This is a genomic window from Xanthomonas prunicola (assembly GCF_002846205.1).
Lineage (GTDB): Bacteria > Pseudomonadota > Gammaproteobacteria > Xanthomonadales > Xanthomonadaceae > Xanthomonas > Xanthomonas prunicola.
Genome location: NZ_PHKV01000002.1, coordinates 670,288 through 688,362 on the forward strand (window position 1 = coordinate 670,288; position 18,075 = coordinate 688,362).

General features: G+C 64.6%; 13 protein-coding genes. 1 reads left to right on the forward strand and 12 read right to left on the reverse strand.

Annotated elements, in window-relative coordinates; all coding sequences use genetic code 11:
* Positions 1–10: 10 nt before the first annotated feature.
* The gene (locus tag XpruCFBP8353_RS23400) at positions 11–865 is read right to left on the reverse strand and encodes a DUF6065 family protein (RefSeq protein WP_133125639.1); all 855 of its coding nucleotides are present in this window, start codon (positions 863–865) and stop codon (positions 11–13) included.
* Between the two features lie 21 nt (positions 866–886).
* On the opposite strand from XpruCFBP8353_RS23400, the gene XpruCFBP8353_RS09440 reads away from it, so the two are divergent.
* Positions 887–1,699, forward strand: a complete 813-nt coding sequence (locus XpruCFBP8353_RS09440) for a Fic family protein (protein ID WP_133125640.1) — start codon at positions 887–889, stop codon at positions 1,697–1,699.
* On the opposite strand, the gene XpruCFBP8353_RS09445 is transcribed toward XpruCFBP8353_RS09440, so the two are convergent.
* From XpruCFBP8353_RS09445 to glgA, 11 genes are all read right to left on the reverse strand, one after another.
* Positions 1,611–2,363 carry a Stf0 family sulfotransferase gene (locus XpruCFBP8353_RS09445; RefSeq protein ID WP_101362966.1) on the reverse strand — a complete coding sequence of 251 codons (753 nt, stop codon included), beginning with the start codon at positions 2,361–2,363 and terminating at the stop codon, positions 1,611–1,613. The two genes, XpruCFBP8353_RS09440 and XpruCFBP8353_RS09445, sit on opposite strands and share 89 nt — an antisense overlap.
* A gap of 9 nt (positions 2,364–2,372) precedes the next feature.
* Positions 2,373–3,020, reverse strand: coding sequence for a hypothetical protein (locus XpruCFBP8353_RS09450; RefSeq protein ID WP_101362967.1), 648 nt, complete (start codon positions 3,018–3,020; stop codon positions 2,373–2,375).
* Position 3,021: 1 nt separating this feature from the next.
* The gene (locus tag XpruCFBP8353_RS09455; RefSeq protein WP_133125641.1) at positions 3,022–3,885 is read right to left on the reverse strand and encodes a lysozyme family protein; all 864 of its coding nucleotides are present in this window, start codon (positions 3,883–3,885) and stop codon (positions 3,022–3,024) included.
* Positions 3,886–4,556: 671 nt separating this feature from the next.
* Positions 4,557–5,189, reverse strand: a complete 633-nt coding sequence (locus XpruCFBP8353_RS09460; RefSeq protein ID WP_101362969.1) for a Rossmann-fold NAD(P)-binding domain-containing protein — start codon at positions 5,187–5,189, stop codon at positions 4,557–4,559.
* A gap of 16 nt (positions 5,190–5,205) precedes the next feature.
* Positions 5,206–7,368 (reverse strand): glycogen debranching protein GlgX, encoded by a 2,163-nt coding sequence (glgX, locus tag XpruCFBP8353_RS09465; protein ID WP_101362970.1) that lies wholly within the window; start codon positions 7,366–7,368, stop codon positions 5,206–5,208.
* A gap of 114 nt (positions 7,369–7,482) precedes the next feature.
* Positions 7,483–7,668, reverse strand: coding sequence for a DUF2934 domain-containing protein (locus XpruCFBP8353_RS09470; protein WP_008575499.1), 186 nt, complete (start codon positions 7,666–7,668; stop codon positions 7,483–7,485).
* 22 nt (positions 7,669–7,690) lie between these two features.
* The gene (gene treY, locus XpruCFBP8353_RS09475) at positions 7,691–10,306 is read right to left on the reverse strand and encodes a malto-oligosyltrehalose synthase (RefSeq protein WP_101362971.1); all 2,616 of its coding nucleotides are present in this window, start codon (positions 10,304–10,306) and stop codon (positions 7,691–7,693) included.
* Positions 10,303–12,252, reverse strand: coding sequence for a 4-alpha-glucanotransferase (gene malQ, locus XpruCFBP8353_RS09480; RefSeq protein ID WP_101362972.1), 1,950 nt, complete (start codon positions 12,250–12,252; stop codon positions 10,303–10,305). The genes treY and malQ overlap by 4 nt, the downstream gene beginning before the upstream one ends.
* Positions 12,249–14,006: a malto-oligosyltrehalose trehalohydrolase gene (treZ, locus tag XpruCFBP8353_RS09485; protein ID WP_101362973.1), complete on the reverse strand. Its 1,758-nt coding sequence runs from the start codon at positions 14,004–14,006 to the stop codon at positions 12,249–12,251. Before treZ ends, malQ begins: the two co-directional genes overlap by 4 nt.
* 2 nt (positions 14,007–14,008) lie before the next feature.
* Positions 14,009–16,243: a 1,4-alpha-glucan branching enzyme gene (locus XpruCFBP8353_RS09490; protein ID WP_101362974.1), complete on the reverse strand. Its 2,235-nt coding sequence runs from the start codon at positions 16,241–16,243 to the stop codon at positions 14,009–14,011.
* Positions 16,240–17,823, reverse strand: coding sequence for a glycogen synthase GlgA (glgA, locus tag XpruCFBP8353_RS09495; RefSeq protein WP_101362975.1), 1,584 nt, complete (start codon positions 17,821–17,823; stop codon positions 16,240–16,242). The genes XpruCFBP8353_RS09490 and glgA overlap by 4 nt, the downstream gene beginning before the upstream one ends.
* Positions 17,824–18,075 lie beyond the last annotated feature (252 nt).

The following is an 18,075-nucleotide window of genomic DNA, read 5'->3' on the forward strand; positions in this document are numbered from 1 at the left end:
GATTGCGCGGTCAACCATCTACCTCTTCAGACCAAAGGCCGTCTTCGGGGGCGCAGTTGGTCGTGGAGGTGGAATCATCGCATCGATGGCTGACAGGACATCCACTGGCCAGGCCGGCAACCGGTGCGTTGAGGCGACGCTTGACGACATGATAGGCCCCTGTCTGCGCAGCATGGGCGCCTCGGAGGTACTTCCGCTGCCAACCTTGTTTTGTCACTGCCGGATCCCCCTCTGCCAGCCTCGTGTTCCAGTCGTTGCGGCTATCACGCCAATCCATGAACGCTGTATGCAGCGCAGGCGCATCCTGTATCTCGTGAAATGTTGGCAGTACCTGGTCGATAGCCATATGCGGGAAAATCGTGAGGTAGGCGATGGGTTCCCCTGCTGCGAAACGGACTCTTCCCTTTTCGACGAAACGCCAATTCATCGTGAATGGAAAGGTCAGCCAGTCGGTTTCGACAATGCCTTCCAGTGGAGTGATCGAGCGTTTCGTGCGGTTGGGAAGCCCGCGTGCCCACACGGCCCAGCCGGGATTCGTGCGCAACAGCCATCCAAGATGGAAGGTCAGTACGCCATGCCCGAAATGCGATGACGCTGATCGCTGGATGCGTGCGGATGGATCGTGAGGGGTGATCCTGATCGCGTCCGTGGACCGACCACCATCCCATTCGACATCGAATCCCACCGGCGTCAGCACTTCCCATCCGGAGGTATTGGCGATATTGAGCGGCGTGCATCTGTAAGCGAAGCGCCTGGACGTTGCATCCATCCATTGCCGGCTCAGTCCTGCAGGCCGTATTTGCATCGCGGCCGGGTGTAGCCGATAGAGCTGCAGCTGCGGTGGCGCTAGAGTGTCGATCGACATGCGCGTGTCTCACCATCGTTGGTGGATATCCACGAGGTCATCGTGACAGGAATAACGATACGACTGGCTGAATTTCCAGCGCTGAATGCGCTCGTGGCCCAGTACAGTGAACCCTGCAACGCGCTCGAATCGCGTTGGGGCTGTTGCAGCAAGGACGAACGCCTGCGAGCGATCCTGTATCAGGCTCGCAGGGACCTCGCGCCAGACAATCACGCCATTCGGGCGCTGCGATGTCGCCTTTCAGCGTATTTCCTCGAGGCAACCACGGGGATGCGGACCCGCGACTCGTCAACGGAACTGGAACGGGATCTCTGTGCCGAAATGGTGGGTTCGAACGCGTCAGCGTTCCAGTTCACTTCGCAGTGGGTCGAGTCTGTCGCAGGCAGGATCGGGCAACGCATTCGCACAACGGATGCGATCGGCTCGTCCGATCGGGATGGCCACCATGTGGTCTACCCAAACGCGCAGATGATCGCCGAACGGCTTGAAGCCATTTCGATTTATGCCTCCAGCGCCACCCAATGGCCTGTGCTGCAGGCGATCGTAACGAGTTCTCTGGTGTTGAATCTCCACCCGCTGACCGATGGAAATGGGCGACTGGCCAGACTGTCCTTCAATGCATTGGCGTCAAGACATAACAGCTCCAGCTTTTATCTGCCCCTGTTCGAACTGGCCGAGGCATCGGCTGGGGGCTGGATTTTCGCCACCAGAATGGCGTGGCAGCGGAACGACTGGCAAGCCCTTATCACTTTCTTTGCTGCGTCGATCGCTCTGTTTTCTCCCTCTGGTAATGCCCGAGCCATTGATCGGTCATCAGGTCGCGTTGACGCTTGATGCGCGGCACCCAGATCGCTCTGGCATCCTCCAACGCAACGCCGGTGTAAGCGGATACCTGTTTCAAGGTGTCGATCGGCTGTTCAACGATGTCTTCGTACCAGAGTCTCAGTGGTGCACAGTTCTTGCGTTCAAAAATCCTCTCCCAGCTAGACTCCAGGCTGCTGATCCAGTCGAGCGCCGTCGTGATGTTGTCGAGGCTGTAGACCGGCGTGGCTTGTTCCCTGACATCGGCGAACCACGCATTGCTTTGGAATGCTCGGCTATAGGAGATGGCTTGCTCTTCCCGATTGCGTCGGCGCAGGTAGATCACTTTATCGGCACCTATTTCCTTCAACAGGCGCGGCTCAGTGGAATTGATCTGCCTGAAGTCCTGGATAAAGGCTTTGTAGGAAAATACGCCATTTGGCCCGGTTCTCAGACGCTGCACCTCGCTCCAGTACTTCACGATGTCGCCGGATGCGAGGCGGGGGATCATGTCTTCTCGCCGATTCATCAAGTTGAGATATTCCGCAGGTGCCCCGAAGGCGCCGCTGCGCCACAGCTCCAGACAGAAGTACGTACTCCCCGAGCGCGGGATCGCTGCCACCATCACCTTGAGCCTGGGCTCGACCGAGCCATCAAAATCGAAGTCCGCCGTATAGATGGGTGATATCCGATGCATGGGGCCTGCCTATAAGGACAGCGTGCATTGATCGGCGGTGCGATCTGGCTGGCCAATCAGTACCGTGTCGATCCCCGCTGTTGGCGCCTTGTGGCGGCTGGGTAGCGTTGGATTGCCTTGATAACGCTTTCCATCGAACATCAGGGTCGCGGTGTATCCCTCGGTGATGCCCCCACCCGAAACGAAAACGCCAAGATCGCGCCAGCCATGATGGGATGTCTTGAGGGCAACGATCGGAGTCTTGGCAGTGATGAAGCCTGAGACGTGTCGATACGCGGGGCTTGATGATGAAGCGCTGCGATCGTCCGCCAGAACCAATATCGTGCATCCACCCGAACCGCAATAGCGATTGCCGTTGAGATAAACAACCGCATCCTTATGGTTTTTTCGTAGTCCGCCGATGCTGACCTGGATTTCGGCTGGAGTTTCCGGACTTGCCGTCTTCTTGGCGTTGCGTGAGCCGAAAGACAGGCGTGCATCGATTTCCCTCTTCAATGCGGCTTCTTCGCTTGGAGCAAGCCTGCTGCTACAGTCGATGGCTGCACGCGGGGCGGCGTCCGCCTGGACGGGGCTTGACAGGAAAAAGACGTTACAAAGGAGCATCTGCACCGTCACGATGGCGATCCTGTAGTGCGCTTTCTGCGCGTCGGTCTGCATATCAGCACCCATCCTTGCCACCGTTCGATGTCCCTGCCTTGGGCGTCAAGCCGGTGACAGGGTCCTTGAATGCCGGCATCAGCGCTTGAATATTCGATCCATAGTTATTGCCGGACGTGCCCTGATCGATGGTCTCAGGATTGCCGGAGATATTTCCGGTGCCGAAGTTATAGGACGCAGCGGTGGCTTGCTGCAGTTGCTCGGCCGTGAAGTTGGGATATTGCGCAGCAAGCGTGGCCTGATTCTGCTGCAAGATATTGGCGGCGTAGTTCGCCGCAAATGAAAGGTCGTTCGCCTGCGCTTCGGTTACGTCGGGGTGCGCGCCCAGGTCGATCTGGAAGACGCCACGTCCCAATCCGCCGCCATTTTGATTGATATCCCGAAAGTTCGTCTCACGAATGCCGATCGCAGCTAGCATTGCGGGATCGATGTTATGGGCGTTTGCTGCACTGGCGACCGTCTCCCAGTCGTCGATGGCACGGTCGACACCGGATTGATCGCCCTGTGCGGTCTGTAATGCATCTTTTACCGCCTGATCCTGCGCAGCCCAGTCGCTGGAGGGAGTGGCTGGCGGACACCCTGGCGGCGGTGGCGGCGGCGAGCCGGGATTTCCGCTGCTGGGCGGATTGCTGGTGACCGTGATCGGCGGGCTGGGCGGGTTGCCGGTGACCGTCGTCGGTGGAGTGGCAGTCACGGTGATTGGCGGGCTGGTTCCTGTTTCCTGACCTCCGGCCATGAGCTCCATGTCGCTCTGATCCAGCTTATCGATACCGGTCTGGCCAGGTCGCTTAGTTTGCCGCGAGGTCGATTCTTTCGCCGAAGCCGGATTTCTGTGTTTCCTTTTATCCGATTCCTTTTCTGACATGTCGTTCTCCATACGGTGCACTGATAGCAAGACGTCGATGGCAACATCAGAGTGACCGAAGGGTTGTATGCGGCCACACCGCGAGTAGCCTAGGGCTGGTCGGTGTATGCCGCCTGAATCTTTTTTAAGTAGCGCAAAGTATCTCAATTCAGGATTTTTTTATCATTACTGAACCGGCATGCATGGAATGCACAATGCACGTGCCTTTACGTGGATTAATTAAGATCAATCCACAAAATTCTCATAGGCGTCGTGGTGATTGACGCGGAGTTGCAGAGGTTTGATCTTACCGACACGACACAGCAATCCGTCGGATCGAATCTGTCGTTACCGGTCCGGGTGATGCAAGCGTGGCGCTTATGATGCATCGCAGCGGCTTCGCAGTCCGGAATCGCCGTGCTGTGTGCGCGCACTCCCACGCACTGGCGATGGCACGCATCGAGATTCCGGCCACATCCACGCGATGCAAACGGTCGTGTGTTGCCAGGTCCGGGCGGCTGGAGATCATCGGCAGCGCCACTCGGCGGCGAAGTTGCTCGGGTCAGGTCGCCGGGGTCACGTCATACCCCTTGGCGTTGCGATCCGGAGGTAACGCCGCCGCCTTTAAATCCTGCCATGACAACTGCGCTGGCAGGACGCTGCCTGTCTCAGCGTTATCCTGGCCGAGGGCGCTACCCAACCAGCTCCGCCGCCTCGACAACGTGCTCCCCACGCGCCGGTTCCAGCGCGGCAGACACCATCGCTGCGGCAATCCGTTCTGCCGGGTTGATGCGGAAACGCCGTGGCAGCAGCGGGCCGAGCGCGCCGAGCACCAGGCTGCCGATATGCTCGCCGGTGCGGCGCTCTTCGCGTTCGCCGCCGATCAGGCAGGGGCGTACGAAGGTGAGCGAGGGGAAGCCGATCTCGCGCAGATCGCGTTCCAGTTCGCCTTTGACGCGACTGTAGAAGATGCGCGATTGCGCGTTGGCGCCGGCCGCCGAGTTCAGCACGAACACCGACGTGCCCTGCGCGCAGGCTGTGCGCGCGATGGCCATCGGGTAATCATGGTCGATGCGATAGAACGCCTCGCGCGAACCAGCCTGTTTCATCGTGCTGCCCAGGGCGCAGATGGCTGCCTCCATGCGTGGCGCCGTCCAGTGATCGAGTCGTTCGAAGTCGATCACCTGGTTGCGCAACTTGGGGTGGATCTGCGTCAGCGGCCGCCGCGTGATCGCCACTACGCCAGTGCAACGCGTATCTGCCAGCAATTGCTGCAAAACCTGCCTGCCGACCAGACCGGTCGCCCCTGCCAACAAGACATCCATCAGGCCATCCTCGCCATCAACGCGCTCCCTCGGAAACGATCCGCGCACTGCTGGCGATGCGGTCGCGCTCCACCGCGAGCAAGGTCAACGAGTGCGCCGGCGCCTTCCATTCGCTACCGCCGGCCACCACGCGGCCGCCGTGGCGGGCGGTGTCCACCAGCACGCGCCAATGTTCATCATGCATCGCCGGTAGCGTGAACAACACGCTGGTGGAGGCGGCATTGATCAACATCAGCAGCGTCACGTTGGCAGCGATCTCGCGCAGGCCGGTGGTCGGCGAGCGGCCATCCAGGCGCAGCATCAACGCGCGCGCTTCCGGATCGTGCCAGCTGGCTTCGTCCATCTCGTGGCCGTCCGGCGCCAACCAGGTGAGATCCTTCAGGCCCAGCGCTTCGTCGAACTTGCCATCGAAGAAACGCGCGCGGTGCAGCAACGGGTAGCGTTGCCGGATGCGGATCAATCGGCGCACGAAGGCGGCCTGGTCGGCGGCAGCGGCCTTGGTCGCCGCGGTCCAGTCGATCCAGGTCAGCTCGTTGTCCTGGCAGTACGCGTTGTTGTTGCCGTTCTGGCTGTGGCCGAATTCGTCGCCGGCCAGCAGCATCGGCGTGCCCTGCGATAACAGCAAGGTAGCGAGCAGGTTGCGCATCTGCTGGCGACGCAGCTGCTTGATGGCCGGGTCGTTGCTCTCGCCTTCCACGCCGTAATTGCACGAGATGTTGTGGTCGCTGCCATCCCTGCCATCTTCGCCATTGGCGAGGTTGTGCTTGCCTTCGTAGCTGACCAGATCGCGCAGGGTGAAACCGTCGTGTGCGGTGACGAAATTGACCGACGCGGTCGGCCGGCGGCCGCTGTGATTGAACAGATCCGCAGAGCCGGTGAGGCGCGTGGCCAACTCGGCCAGCTGGCCGCCGTCGCCGCGCCAGAACGCACGCACGTTGTCGCGGAACTTGTCGTTCCATTCCACCCAGCCGGGCGGGAAGTTGCCCACCTGATAGCCACCGGGGCCGATATCCCACGGCTCGGCGATCAACTTGGTCTGGCTCAGTACCGGATCCTGGCGCACCGCATCCAGAAAACTGCCGGAGGGATCGAAGCCGTAACGCTCGCGGCCAAGGATACTGGCCAGATCGAACCGGAAGCCGTCCACGTGCATTTCCTGCACCCAGTAACGCAGCGAATCCATCACCATGCGCAGCGCGCCGACATTGGTGAGGTCGAAGGTGTTACCGGTGCCGGTGTCGTTGATGTAGAAGCGGCGATCGTCGGCCAGGCGGTAATAGCTGGCGTTGTCGATGCCCTTGAACGACAGCGTGGGGCCGAGCTCATTGCCTTCGGCGGTGTGGTTGTAGACCACGTCCAGCAGCACTTCCAGGCCGGCATGATGCAGCCGCGCCACCATCTGCTTGAACTCGGCCACGGTGCGCGTGGACATGTAACGCGCCTGCGGCGCAAAGAAGCCCAGCGTGTTGTAGCCCCAGTAATTGCGCAGGCCTTTTTCCAGCAGATATTGATCGTCGACGAACGCATGCACCGGCAGCAATTCCACTGCGGTGACGCCGAGCGAGCTGATGTGGTCGATCAATTCGTCGGTCTTCAATGCCGAGAACGTGCCGCGCTCTTCCGGCGGAACCGCCGGGTGCAGCATGCTCAGGCCGCGCACGTGCGCTTCGTAGATCACCGTGCGGTTCCAGGGCGTCTGCGGCGGGCGATCCTGGCCCCAGGTGAAGGCGGGGTCGATCACCGCGGATTTGGGCATGAACGCGGCGCTGTCGCGGCGGTCGAAGCTCAGGTCCTTGTCGCGATGGCCGATGGTGTAGCCGAACAGATGCGGCGCCCATTTGAGTTCGCCGACGATCTGCTTGGCGTACGGGTCCAGCAGCAATTTGTTGTGGTTGAAACGGTGGCCGGCGTCGGGCGCGTACGGCCCATGCACGCGGTAGCCATACAACTGGCCGGGACGTGCGTCGGGCAGATAGCCGTGCCAGACCTCGTCGGTGTATTCGGGGAGCGCGATACGCTCCTGCTCGCGGCCACGGTCGTCGAACAGGCACAACTCCACCCGGGTGGCATTGCGCGAATACAGCGCAAAGTTGACGCCTAGCCCGTCCCAGGTGGCACCGAGCGGGTTGGGACGGCCTTCGCGGATGCGCGAGCGCTGGGTGAACTTGCGAGTGGCCATCGGTGACTCCTTAGAACGGTGAACGCAAACGGCGCGCGATTTTGCACTGGCGGAGCGATCCGCAGCACATGGGCCGGCCCACAGGCCGACCCATGCACGGTGCCAGACGCATCGTTACTGACGTGCAGCGATGGGTGTCGCTGCGTACTCGGCCGCCTGTTCGGCGGCGCGCTCTTCGGCCTCCACCAGCCGCTCGGCCATGGCCCAATGGCGGTCTGCGTGCCCGTCCGGGCGGCCCTCCGCCTCCCAAATCTCTCGTGCCAACTGGGCAAGCCGCGCCTGCCGTTCCATGTCATTCATTGCGTGCGTTTCTCTCGGGGAGTCAATTTTCTTGGGACAGCAACACTGCCACCGGCGCACGTGCAAACAGCGTGGATAGCGCCACACGGCCGCGCTGAGGCTGCAGCGTGCTGCCGTCGAGCACATTACGGTATGTGCCCTCGCCCAATGCCAACGACGCCTGACCCCAGGTTGCCGGCGCCACCAGCAAGGGCAGATCGCCCTCGCCCTCAGCGCCAGCGCCAGCGCCCAGCCGCGTGACGGCCACCACCAGCGACTGCCCGCGGTACTGGCGGCGGAATGCCAGCACGTGCGCATCGCCAGTGACCGCCACGTTCAAGGGCTGATAGTCGCCCTTCGCAAACAGCGACGGATGTTCGCGACGGAGCTGCAGCAGCAGTGCCGTGAGGCGCGCCTTGACCGCGCCATCGCGCCAGCTGCGCAGCAGCGCGGTGACGTCGCGTGCCTGCTGCAGCCATTGCTGGCGCTGGGCGTAATCGACCGGGCGGCGATTGTCCGGATCCACCAGCGACAGATCCCAGCCTTCGGTGCCTTGGTACAGATCGGGCACGCCGGGCACGGTCAGGCGCAACGTGGTTTGTGCCAGTCCGTTACGCGCGCCGGCGGCGGCGATGTGGTTGCTGGCGCGCAGCAGTGCGCGCCGCAGCGGTAGCCCGGCACGGCTGCACAGCACCTGCTCCACCGTGGCCTGCACGGCTTGCTCATAGGCCGGCGAGCCATCGGTCCAGCTGGTGTGCAGCTTGGCTTCGCGCACCGCCTTGAGCAGCCATTGCGCGATGCGCTCGGCGTAGTCGGCAAGCGGCTCGGTCTGATCGGCGCCCAGGCCGAGCGGCCACGCCGCCACCAACGTCTGCCACAGCATCTGCTGGTCGCCTCCGGCCAGGGCCGGCGATTCCAGCGCGTCGGCCAGCGTATCGAAGTGGGCGCTCTGCTCCACCCACCAACGCGGCTGCTCGGACAACACCGCCAACCGCATGCGCAGGTCTTCGCCGCGCTTGTGGTCATGCGTGGCGGTGGCCAGCAATGCACGCGGGTAATGCTTGGCACGCTCGAGATTCTGCGCGTGGAACTGCGCGGCTTCGTTGGCGAAGTGGGTCGGGTGGCTGCCGACCTCGTTGCGCGATAGCAGCACGCCATGCCGGTAGAACGCGGTGTCTTCCACCGACTTGGCGTTGAGCGGTGCGGAAAGCTGTTCCACGCGACGGCGCAGGATGCGTCGCAACGCGATCTGCGCGCGATCAGCACCGGCATCGTCGAGCAGCCAGCGCTCAATCGCATCCACGGCCGCCACGATCGACTCCGGCATCCCCTCGCGCGCCGTTGCAGCGGTGGCGCGCAAACGCTCCGCCTCACTGCCGGTGATGCCCTTGGCACCGGCATAGGTGCGGTACACCGGGAACCAGCGCAGCAACACGCACAAGCCGCGCGCCAGCATCTGCGGACTGAACTCGCGCGTCGGCGGATCCAGCCGCGCCAACGCCGACAACGCACCAACGGCGCGATTGAATTCGGTCTGCAGCGGGCCACGCAGGATTTCATCGCGGGCGGTGCGTTCTTCCTGCGCGAAATCGCCGCTGCGTCCGCTCACCTTCTGCCAGGCACGCGCCAATGGCTTGAAGCCGGCCGCGTCGTGCAGCACGCCGCCCACCTGGTCCATGAAGTCGTAGCCGGTGGTGCCATCGCACGGCCAGTCGGCCGGCAGGTGCTCGCCGGGGGCCAGGATTTTTTCCAGATACAGGCCCAGCGTGCCGGGCTTGAGGCCGCGCGTACGGCCGGCCGCATCCAGCCGGCTGCGCAGCTTGCGCACATACCCGGTGGGGTCGGTGAGCCCGTCCACGTGATCGATGCGCAGACCATCCAGATGGCCTTCGGCCACCAGCCGCAGCGGCAACGCGTGCACTGCATCGAACACCGCCGGCAACTCCACCCGCAAGGCCACCAGCGAGGTGATATCGAAGAAGCGACGGTAGTTGAGCATGTCATTGCCCACGCGCCACCAGTTCAAGCGATACGGCTGACGTTCGATCAACTTGTGCAGGCGGCCATCGCCGCGTTTGGCGCCGTCGTTGTAGTCGCGCAGCCACTGCGCGCGTGTAGCGCTTTCTGGGATTTCCAGCGTCTGCGGACGAATGGGATAACGCTGGTCGTAATGCGCCAACGCAGCACTGCCGTCGTCTTCGATCACCAGCGTGATCAGGCCTTCGGCCAGCGCTGTCGCATACGGGCGGTCCAGCACCGCCAACCACACCTTGCCGTCGCGCCCCGGCGCGCGCCAATCGATATCGAACCAGTCGGCATGCTTGGCGCTGCGGCCGTTACGCAATACATCCCACCACCACGCATTCTGCGCATGCGTGGCCATGTGGTTGGGCACGATGTCGGCGATCAGGCCCATGCCGTCTTCGCGCGCAGCCTGCGACAGCGCGATCAATGCGTCTTCGCCGCCGAGTTCGGGATTGACCACGGTGGGGTCGATGTTGTCGTAGCCGTGCGTGGAGCCCGGCACGGCCGTGCCGATCGGCGAAAGATACAGGTGGCTGATGCCAAGCCCGGCGTAGTACGGCACCTGCGCGCGCGCATCGTGCAAGGTGAAACCGGCATGCAGCTGCAGGCGGGCGGTGGCGCGTAGATCGATCATGGATGCGTTTCCGAAACGGCCGCGACGCGACGCGCCTCGGCAAAGCCCTGCAGCGCCGAACTCAGACGCGCATGCGGCAAGGGATCGGGCAGGCGTCGACGCCAGTTGGGATGGACTTCGACGGTGCCCGGCAGATTGGGTTGTTCGTCCAGCGCGAGCGCGTCCTCCACCGGCAACAAGGCCAGTGGCGAGACGCTGGTGGCGGTGAAACGCAGCGCGCCCAGCAATGGGTCATGCGCACTGCCCAGGCCTGCGTGTTCGACAGCAGCCTCCAGCCGTGCCACGTCCTTGAGGCGCGCTTTGGAAGCGTCGCTGGCCTGTACGGGCTGGATCAATTCCAGCTTGCGCCGCCATTCGATATCGCGGCCGGCGCGCCAGCCGGTGAGCGTGGGCAGATCGTGCGTGGTGGTGGTGGCGATCGCATCCGGCCGCCACAACGCCGGCGACACGAAGGCGCCGTCGTCGTCGCGGGTGAACATCAGCACATCGATGCCCATCACGCCGCGGCGCGAGAGTTCTTCGCGGATGCCCGGCGGCACCACGCCCAGGTCCTCGCCGATGACAATCGCCCGATGCCGCCACGATTCCAGCGCCAGCAGGTTGAGCAGGTCGTGCAACGGGTACGCCAGATACGCACCTGCATTGGAACTGGCGCCGTCGGGCACCACCCACAGCCGCAGCAGGCCAAGAATGTGATCGATGCGGATACCGCCGCGATCGCGCAGCACCGCACGCAGCAGCGCGATGTACGGCGCGTAGCCGCTGCGCCGCAATGCGGTGGGCGAATACGCACCGATGCCCCAATGCTGACCATCGGCATTGAAGGCATCCGGTGGCGCGCCCAGCACCAGGCCGCGCAACACCGTGTCGGCTGCTGCAGCGGCTTCGGCGCCGTTCGGGTCGAAGCCGACCGCCAGATCGGCGATCAAACCGATCTTCATGCCGCGCTCGTGCGCCTCGCGTTGCGCATCGGACCAACTGCGCGCCGCCAGCCATTGGGTGAACACATGCAGCTGCGGATCGTTGTCGCCGAGATCCTGCGCGGCGAAGCGTGCAAAGCCCTCCAGCGCCGCGCCGCCTGCAGTGCGGAAGGCGATCAGGTCGGCGTGATCGGGCGAGACACGCGTGTACAACTGACGCAGCAATTCCCACTTGGCGTGCGCCGAGGCCTGCCAATCGATCAATGCGCCGTTGTGCAAGCGATCGAAACGTTCGCGCAGGCCGGGTACATCGTTGATTGCATCCAGCGCCAGTTCGCCCAGGATGCGCACCGGCGCGGCGTGCAACGGATCGAGAAAGCGCCGATCGCTGGGCGAATACGGGCTGTAGCCACCCGTCACCGGACGTGAGGCGTGTACCGGACTCAAGGCCAAGGCATCGGCGCCGGCCAAGGACGCATGCCGCAACCATTCCACGGTACCGGCCGCATCGCCGATGCCACCGTCGTCCAGACTGCGTGCCGAATACACCTGCAACGCCATGCCCCAGGCACGCGGCGATGGTTGGCCGCAGGCATCGGCTACGCTGAAACAACGCAATGGCGCTACTGCCACCTGCTGGGTGATCGCGCCGATCTGCAGCGTCCAGTAACCGAAACGCTGCGGAGCGCGCACGTGCCCTTGCGTATCCACGCGTGCGTCTTCGCTGGTACCACGGTCGTCGGTCCAGCGGCCGCTGGCATTGGCTGCAACGCGCAACGGCAGCGGCTCGCCCACCTGCACGGTCAGTAGCGGTGCCGGCTCGGCGGCCTGCGCGGTGCAGCGACGCAGGCTGTCGGCCCGTTGCGCCGCAGTGGCGGCGGGCAACTCCAACGCGGTGAGCACGGCATGCACCGATTGCTCGGACACCTGCCGCCGCTGGTAACTGGCATCCACCCAATCCACCATCACCCCGGCTGCAGCGGCCAGGGTGTTGAGGTCCTCACTGCCAGGAGCGCGCGGACTCATGAGTGCGCCTCGTGCCAGGCAATGAAGCCATCGACCGGCAGCTGCCGTGCGTCGGCAACGACGTTTTCAACATGCACCACGCGTCCGCGCACCGGTGGCAGCGGCACTGCACGGGTGCCCACATTGAAGGCGATATGCCACAACCCGCCCGGCAATTCCCACGTGGCCATCACCGCACCATCGGCAAGGACGCTGGCACGCACGGCGCGTGCTTGCGCCAAGCCCGGCACCAGCCATTGACGCCGCACGTCCAGCAAAGCCTTGAACCAGGCCGCCCACTGCGCGCCGTCGCCGTCCGCTGCGTCGGCGATCGGCGCACGCGACGCCGCGAATGTGGAATGGCTGTTCGGGTCGGGAATGGTGGCGCGCTGTGCTGCGTCGGCGAACGCAGCGAAATGCGCAAACTCGCGCCGGCGCCCTTCGCGCACTGCGTCATCCAGCGGCGGGCCGAAGTCGGTGAAGAACAGGAACGGCTGCTTGGCGCCCCATGGCTCGCCCATGAAAAACAGCGGAATCATCGGCGTGAGCGCGGTCAGCGCCAAGGCCGCACGCAAGCGTTGCGGCGACACCAGCACGCTCAGCCGTTCACCGCGTGCGCGGTTGCCGATCTGGTCGTGATTCTGCGCAAACACCACGAACTTGTGCGGCGGCAACGCGCCGCTGGGCTCGCCCCGCACATGCCCGCGCGGATCGGGCTCACCCTGGTATGCAAAGCCTTCGCCGAGCACGCGCGCCAGGTGGTCGGTGGGCTTGTCGGCAAACGCGGCGTAGTAGCCTTCCTCTTCGCCGGTCAGCAGGACATGCAAGGCGTTATGGAAGTCGTCATCCCATTGCGCGGTATAGCCACGTTGCAATTGCGAGGCCTGGTTGGCTTCGTTTTCCAGCACCAGATGCACATGCCGACCCGCCGGTAAGCTGGTCTCGATAGTCTCGCGCAAGGTGTCCAGAAAGGCATTCGGCGAGATCGCATGCACCGCATCCAGGCGCAGGCCATCGAAGCCATATTCGTGCAGCCACATCAGTGCGTTATCGAGAAAATACCGCTGCACCGGCGGCTTGCGGAAATCGATCGCTGCACCCCATGGGGTGGGCTTGTCGTCGTTGAAGAACGGGCCGGCGTAGCTGTGCAGGTAATTGCCGTCCGGGCCGAAGTGGTTGTAGACCACATCCAGCAACACCATCAGGCCGTGCCCGTGCGCCGCGTCGATCAGGGCCTTCAATTGATCCGGGGTGCCATAGGCGTCGGCCGGCGCATACGGCAGCACGCCGTCGTAGCCCCAGTTATGCGCACCGGGAAACGCGCTCAGCGGCATCAGCTCGATGGCGGTGATGCCCATCGCCGCCAGTTGCGGCAGTTGCGCCTGCACACCGGCGTAGCCGCCGCAGGTGCCCACATGCAATTCGTAGATCACCGCTTCGTCCCACGGCCGCCCCTGCCACCGGGTGTGTTGCCAGGTGTAGCCATCGGTTGGCTGTACCGCGCTGGGGCCGTGCACGCCCTCGGGCTGCCAACGCGAGGCCGGGTCCGGCACCGGCTCGCCGCCGTCGATGCTGTAGCGATAACGTGCACCGGGCGCGCAGTCGATCATCGCGCTGAAGAAGCCGTCCTGCCCGGCCTGCAGCGCGCTGCGCGCGCCGTTGTCAAACACCACATCCACGCCGTTGGCAGCCGGTGCCCAGAGCGCGAAGCGCACCTGTCCCTCACCCGCTGGCCAGGCGCCCCAGGCCGGGATGATGTCGTTGCGCTGGTTCATCGTTATTTCTCCGCTTGCAGGTAGATCGTGGCCAGCGGCGGCAGGGTCAGGCGCAGACGTTGCGTATGCCCATGCATGCCCATCGGCTCGGTCGCAAGACGACCGCTGTTGCCGAGGTTGCTGCCGCCGTAGTGGGCACTGTCGGTGTTGAGGATTTCGCGCCAGATGCCGGCACGCGGCACTCCCACGCGGTAGTCGTGCAGCGGTTGCGGGGTGAGGTTGCTCACCGCCAGCAACGGCGGCGCGGCGCCTTCGGGGTCGTGACGGATGAAGGCGAGCACGCTGTTGCGCGCGTCGTCGGCCACGCTCCAGTCGAACCCCTCGGCACGATGCGTGCCGCGATACAGCGCCGGCACGCGGCGCAAGGTGGCGTTGAGATCGCTCACCAGTTGCTGCACGCCGCGATGCGGCGCACCGTCGAGCAGATGCCAGTCCAGCGACTGATCGTGATTCCAGTCGGCCCACTGGCCGAATTCGCCGCCCATGAACAGCAGTTTGTCGCCCGGATGCGCCCACATCAGCGCCAGGTACGCGCGCAGGTTGGCGAAGCGGCGCCAGTCGTCGCCCGGCATCTGCCCGAGCAGGCCGCCGGTGCCATGCACCACTTCGTCGTGCGAGAGCGGCAAGACGAAACGCTCGGAGAACGCGTACACCAGGCCGAAGGTGAGCTGGCTGTGATGCTGCGCGCGCTCGGCCGGATCGCGCTGCATGTAGCTCAGCGTGTCGTGCATCCAGCCCATGTTCCATTTATGGGTGAAGCCCAGCCCGCCCTCGCTGATCGGCGCGGTCACGCCCGGCCAGGCGGTGGACTCTTCGGCGATGGTCAGCACACCGGGAAACCGTGTGGCGATCTCGCTGTTAAGCTGGCGCAGGAAGGCGACGGCCTCCAGATTCTCGCGGCCGCCGTGCGCATTGGGGACCCACTCGCCTTCGGCGCGGCCGTAGTCGCGATACAGCATCGAGGCCACTGCATCCACGCGCAGGCCGTCGAGGTGGTAATGGTCGATCCATTCCAGCGCGCTGCCTTGCAGGAATGCGGTCACTTCGGGCCGGCCGTAGTTGTAGATCAGCGTGTTCCAGTCGCGGTGCATGCCTTCGCGCGGGTCGGCATGCTCGTACAGCGCAGCGCCGTCGAACTGCGCCAGGCCATGGGCATCGCTTGGGAAGTGCGCGCTGACCCAGTCCAGGATCACGCCGATGCCGGCGCGATGGCAGGCGTCGACGAAGTGCGCAAAGCCATCCGGGCTGCCGTGGCGCGCGGTGGGCGCATACAGGCCCAACGGCTGGTAGCCCCACGAACCACCGAAGGGGTGTTCGGTGATCGGCAGCAACTCGATATGGGTGAAGCCCAGCCGCTGGACGTACGGGATCAGCTCACGGGCCAGGCTGGGCCAGTCCAGCGGCTGGTCGCGCCCATCGCGACGCCACGAGGCGGCATGCACTTCGTAGATGGACAGCGGCGCCGACGGTGCCTGCACCGCACGCCTGGCCATCCATTCGGCATCGGTCCACGCAAACGCGGCGCCATCGGGCACCACCGAGGCGGTGGCCGGCGGCAGCTCGCTCTGCCGCGCAACCGGGTCGGCCTTGAGCAGCACTCGGCCGTCGGCGGCAGTGATGGCGTATTTGTAGCGGGCGCCGGCTTCCACGCGCGGCAGAAACAGCTCCCAGACGCCGCCGATGGGTTGCCGCATCGGATGCCGTCGCGCGTCCCAGCCATTGAAATCGCCGACCACCGCAACCCGCTGCGCATGCGGCGCCCACACCGCAAAGCGCACGCCTGGCACGTCGCCGCAGCGCAGATGCTGCGCGCCCAAGGCGCTGCGCAATGCCTGCCCGTCGCCAGCGGCGATCTGCAGCAGCAACGATTCGTCCAGGGTCGGGGCGAACGCGTACGGGTCTTCGATCTCCTGCACCACGTCCGGCCAGACGATGCGCAGCCGGTACGGCCCATCGACTGCCAGCTCGCCTTCGAACACGCCATCGACCGCGCCGACCTGCATGCGCGCCAGCAACTTGCCGCGTGGATCGATCAGGCCCATCGCCTCGGCCCCGGGCGCCAGGACCCGAACGCGACGGCGGCCATCGGCCTGCAGGTGCGGGCCCAGCACCGCGAATGCATCGGTGGGCGCTGCATCGGCCAGCGCCTGCAGGGCAGGCGCGCTATCGGAGACTTCTTCCTTGATCACACCTTCGCCTTCCGCTGCCTGCCCTTGCACGCCCAACCGTTCGCTCATGACACCATCGCAAGCGCAGGTGCGCTTGCAGCGGTGTGCTCATAGAGGGACAGATACTTCTTGCCGGCCACATCCCAGCCACTGGGCCGCAGCATGGCCGCGCGGCGCATGGCCGACAGCAGGCTGGGCAAGCGGAAGGTGCGGAACGCGCGTTCCAGGCAGCGGCGCAAAGCCTCCACGCTGGCATGCTGAAACAGGAAACCGGTGACGCCGTCGTCCACGGTATCGATCAGCCCGCCGGTGGCATGCGCGATCGGCAGGCATCCGAAGCGCTGCGCGTACATCTGGCTCAGGCCGCAGGGCTCGAAGCGCGAGGGCATCAGCAGGAAGTCGGCACCGGCGAACATGCGCCGCGCCAGGCCCTCTTCAAAACCGATGAAGGCGCCGACCTGACCGGGGTAGCGTCGGGTCAGCTCGGCGACCTGCTGTTCGATCTCCGGCTCGCCACCGCCAATCACCGCGATCTGGCCACCGGCCGCAACGATCTGCGGGGCAACCTCGCAGATCAGGTCCAGGCCCTTCTGATGCACCAACCGCGACACCACCGCAAACAGCGGCCCGGCGCTGTCGCGCAGCCCCAGGGCCTTGCGCACCTGGGCGGCATTGACCTGCCGGCCCTGCCATTGGTTCACGCTGAAGTGCGTGTCCAGATATTCGTCGGTGCGCGGGTCCCAGCTGGCGTCGATGCCGTTGACGATGCCGGTCAGCGCGCCCTTGGCGGCGCGTCCGGCCAGCAGCCGGTCCAGCCCGCAGCCCTGCGCCGGGCCGGTGATCTGCTTGGCATAGCTGACGCTGACGGTGTTGACGTGGTCGGCATTGACGATGCCGCCGCGCAGGAACGACATCTGCCCGTAGAACTCCAGTTCGGCCACGCGCTCGGCCGGGATGCCCAGCGCAGACGCCATCGAATACGGCACCAGGCCCTGGTAGGCCAGGTTATGGATGGTCAGCAGGCACGGCGTGGTGCCGCCGGACCAACGCACGTAGCCGGCGGCCAGCGCGCACGGCCAGTCGTTGAGATGCAGCAGGCGCGGCTTCCAGCCCAGACCGGCATGACCGGCAGCGATTTGCGCGGCGGCATGCGACAAGGTGGCGAAACGGATCGCGTTGTCTTCGAACTCCGAACCGCTGGTGCTCACATACGGCGAGCCATCGCGTTCGAACAACTCCCTGGACAGCAGGATATAGATCGGCAGCCCATCGGACTGCACGATGCGGCCGATGTCGCAGGCCGGCAGCGCGGCATGCGCCAGCACGCGGCCCACGATCTCCACCTTGCCGGCACGCTCGAGCACGGCACGGTAGCCGGGGATCAACACGCGCACGTCGTAGCGATGGCGCAGCGCGCGCGGCAGCGCTGCCGCAACATCGCCCAGACCGCCCGCCTTGATGAAGTCGGCCATCTCCGAAACCACGAACAAAGCACCGCGTGTATCGGCCAGCGACACCGGCAAACGCTCGTGATGGCGGATGAATCGTCCGCGCGCATCACGCGGACGCCCGCTCTTCTTCAGCGTGGGGATCATCGTGCTGCGCTCTAGGCGTGCAGTGCTGGCGTGAAGCGGCATCGTGGCAACCATCTAAACGTCCGTCGTAAAGTGGGTGGAGACGGAAAACGGCGAAGCGAAAACCATCGCCTGCCGATGTGGCCAGGCGAGATGCTACGAATGAGGAGCTAAGGACAACGCGGTAATCCACAGTCGTCCTTGGTGATGAATCTACACCCCGACCAAATAAAATATGCGTGAACACGTGCTGACTTTTCTGCGACAGGCCACATTCCTTTACGCACGGTTGCGCGCGCACGGAGGCATAAGCGCGACATTGCAGTG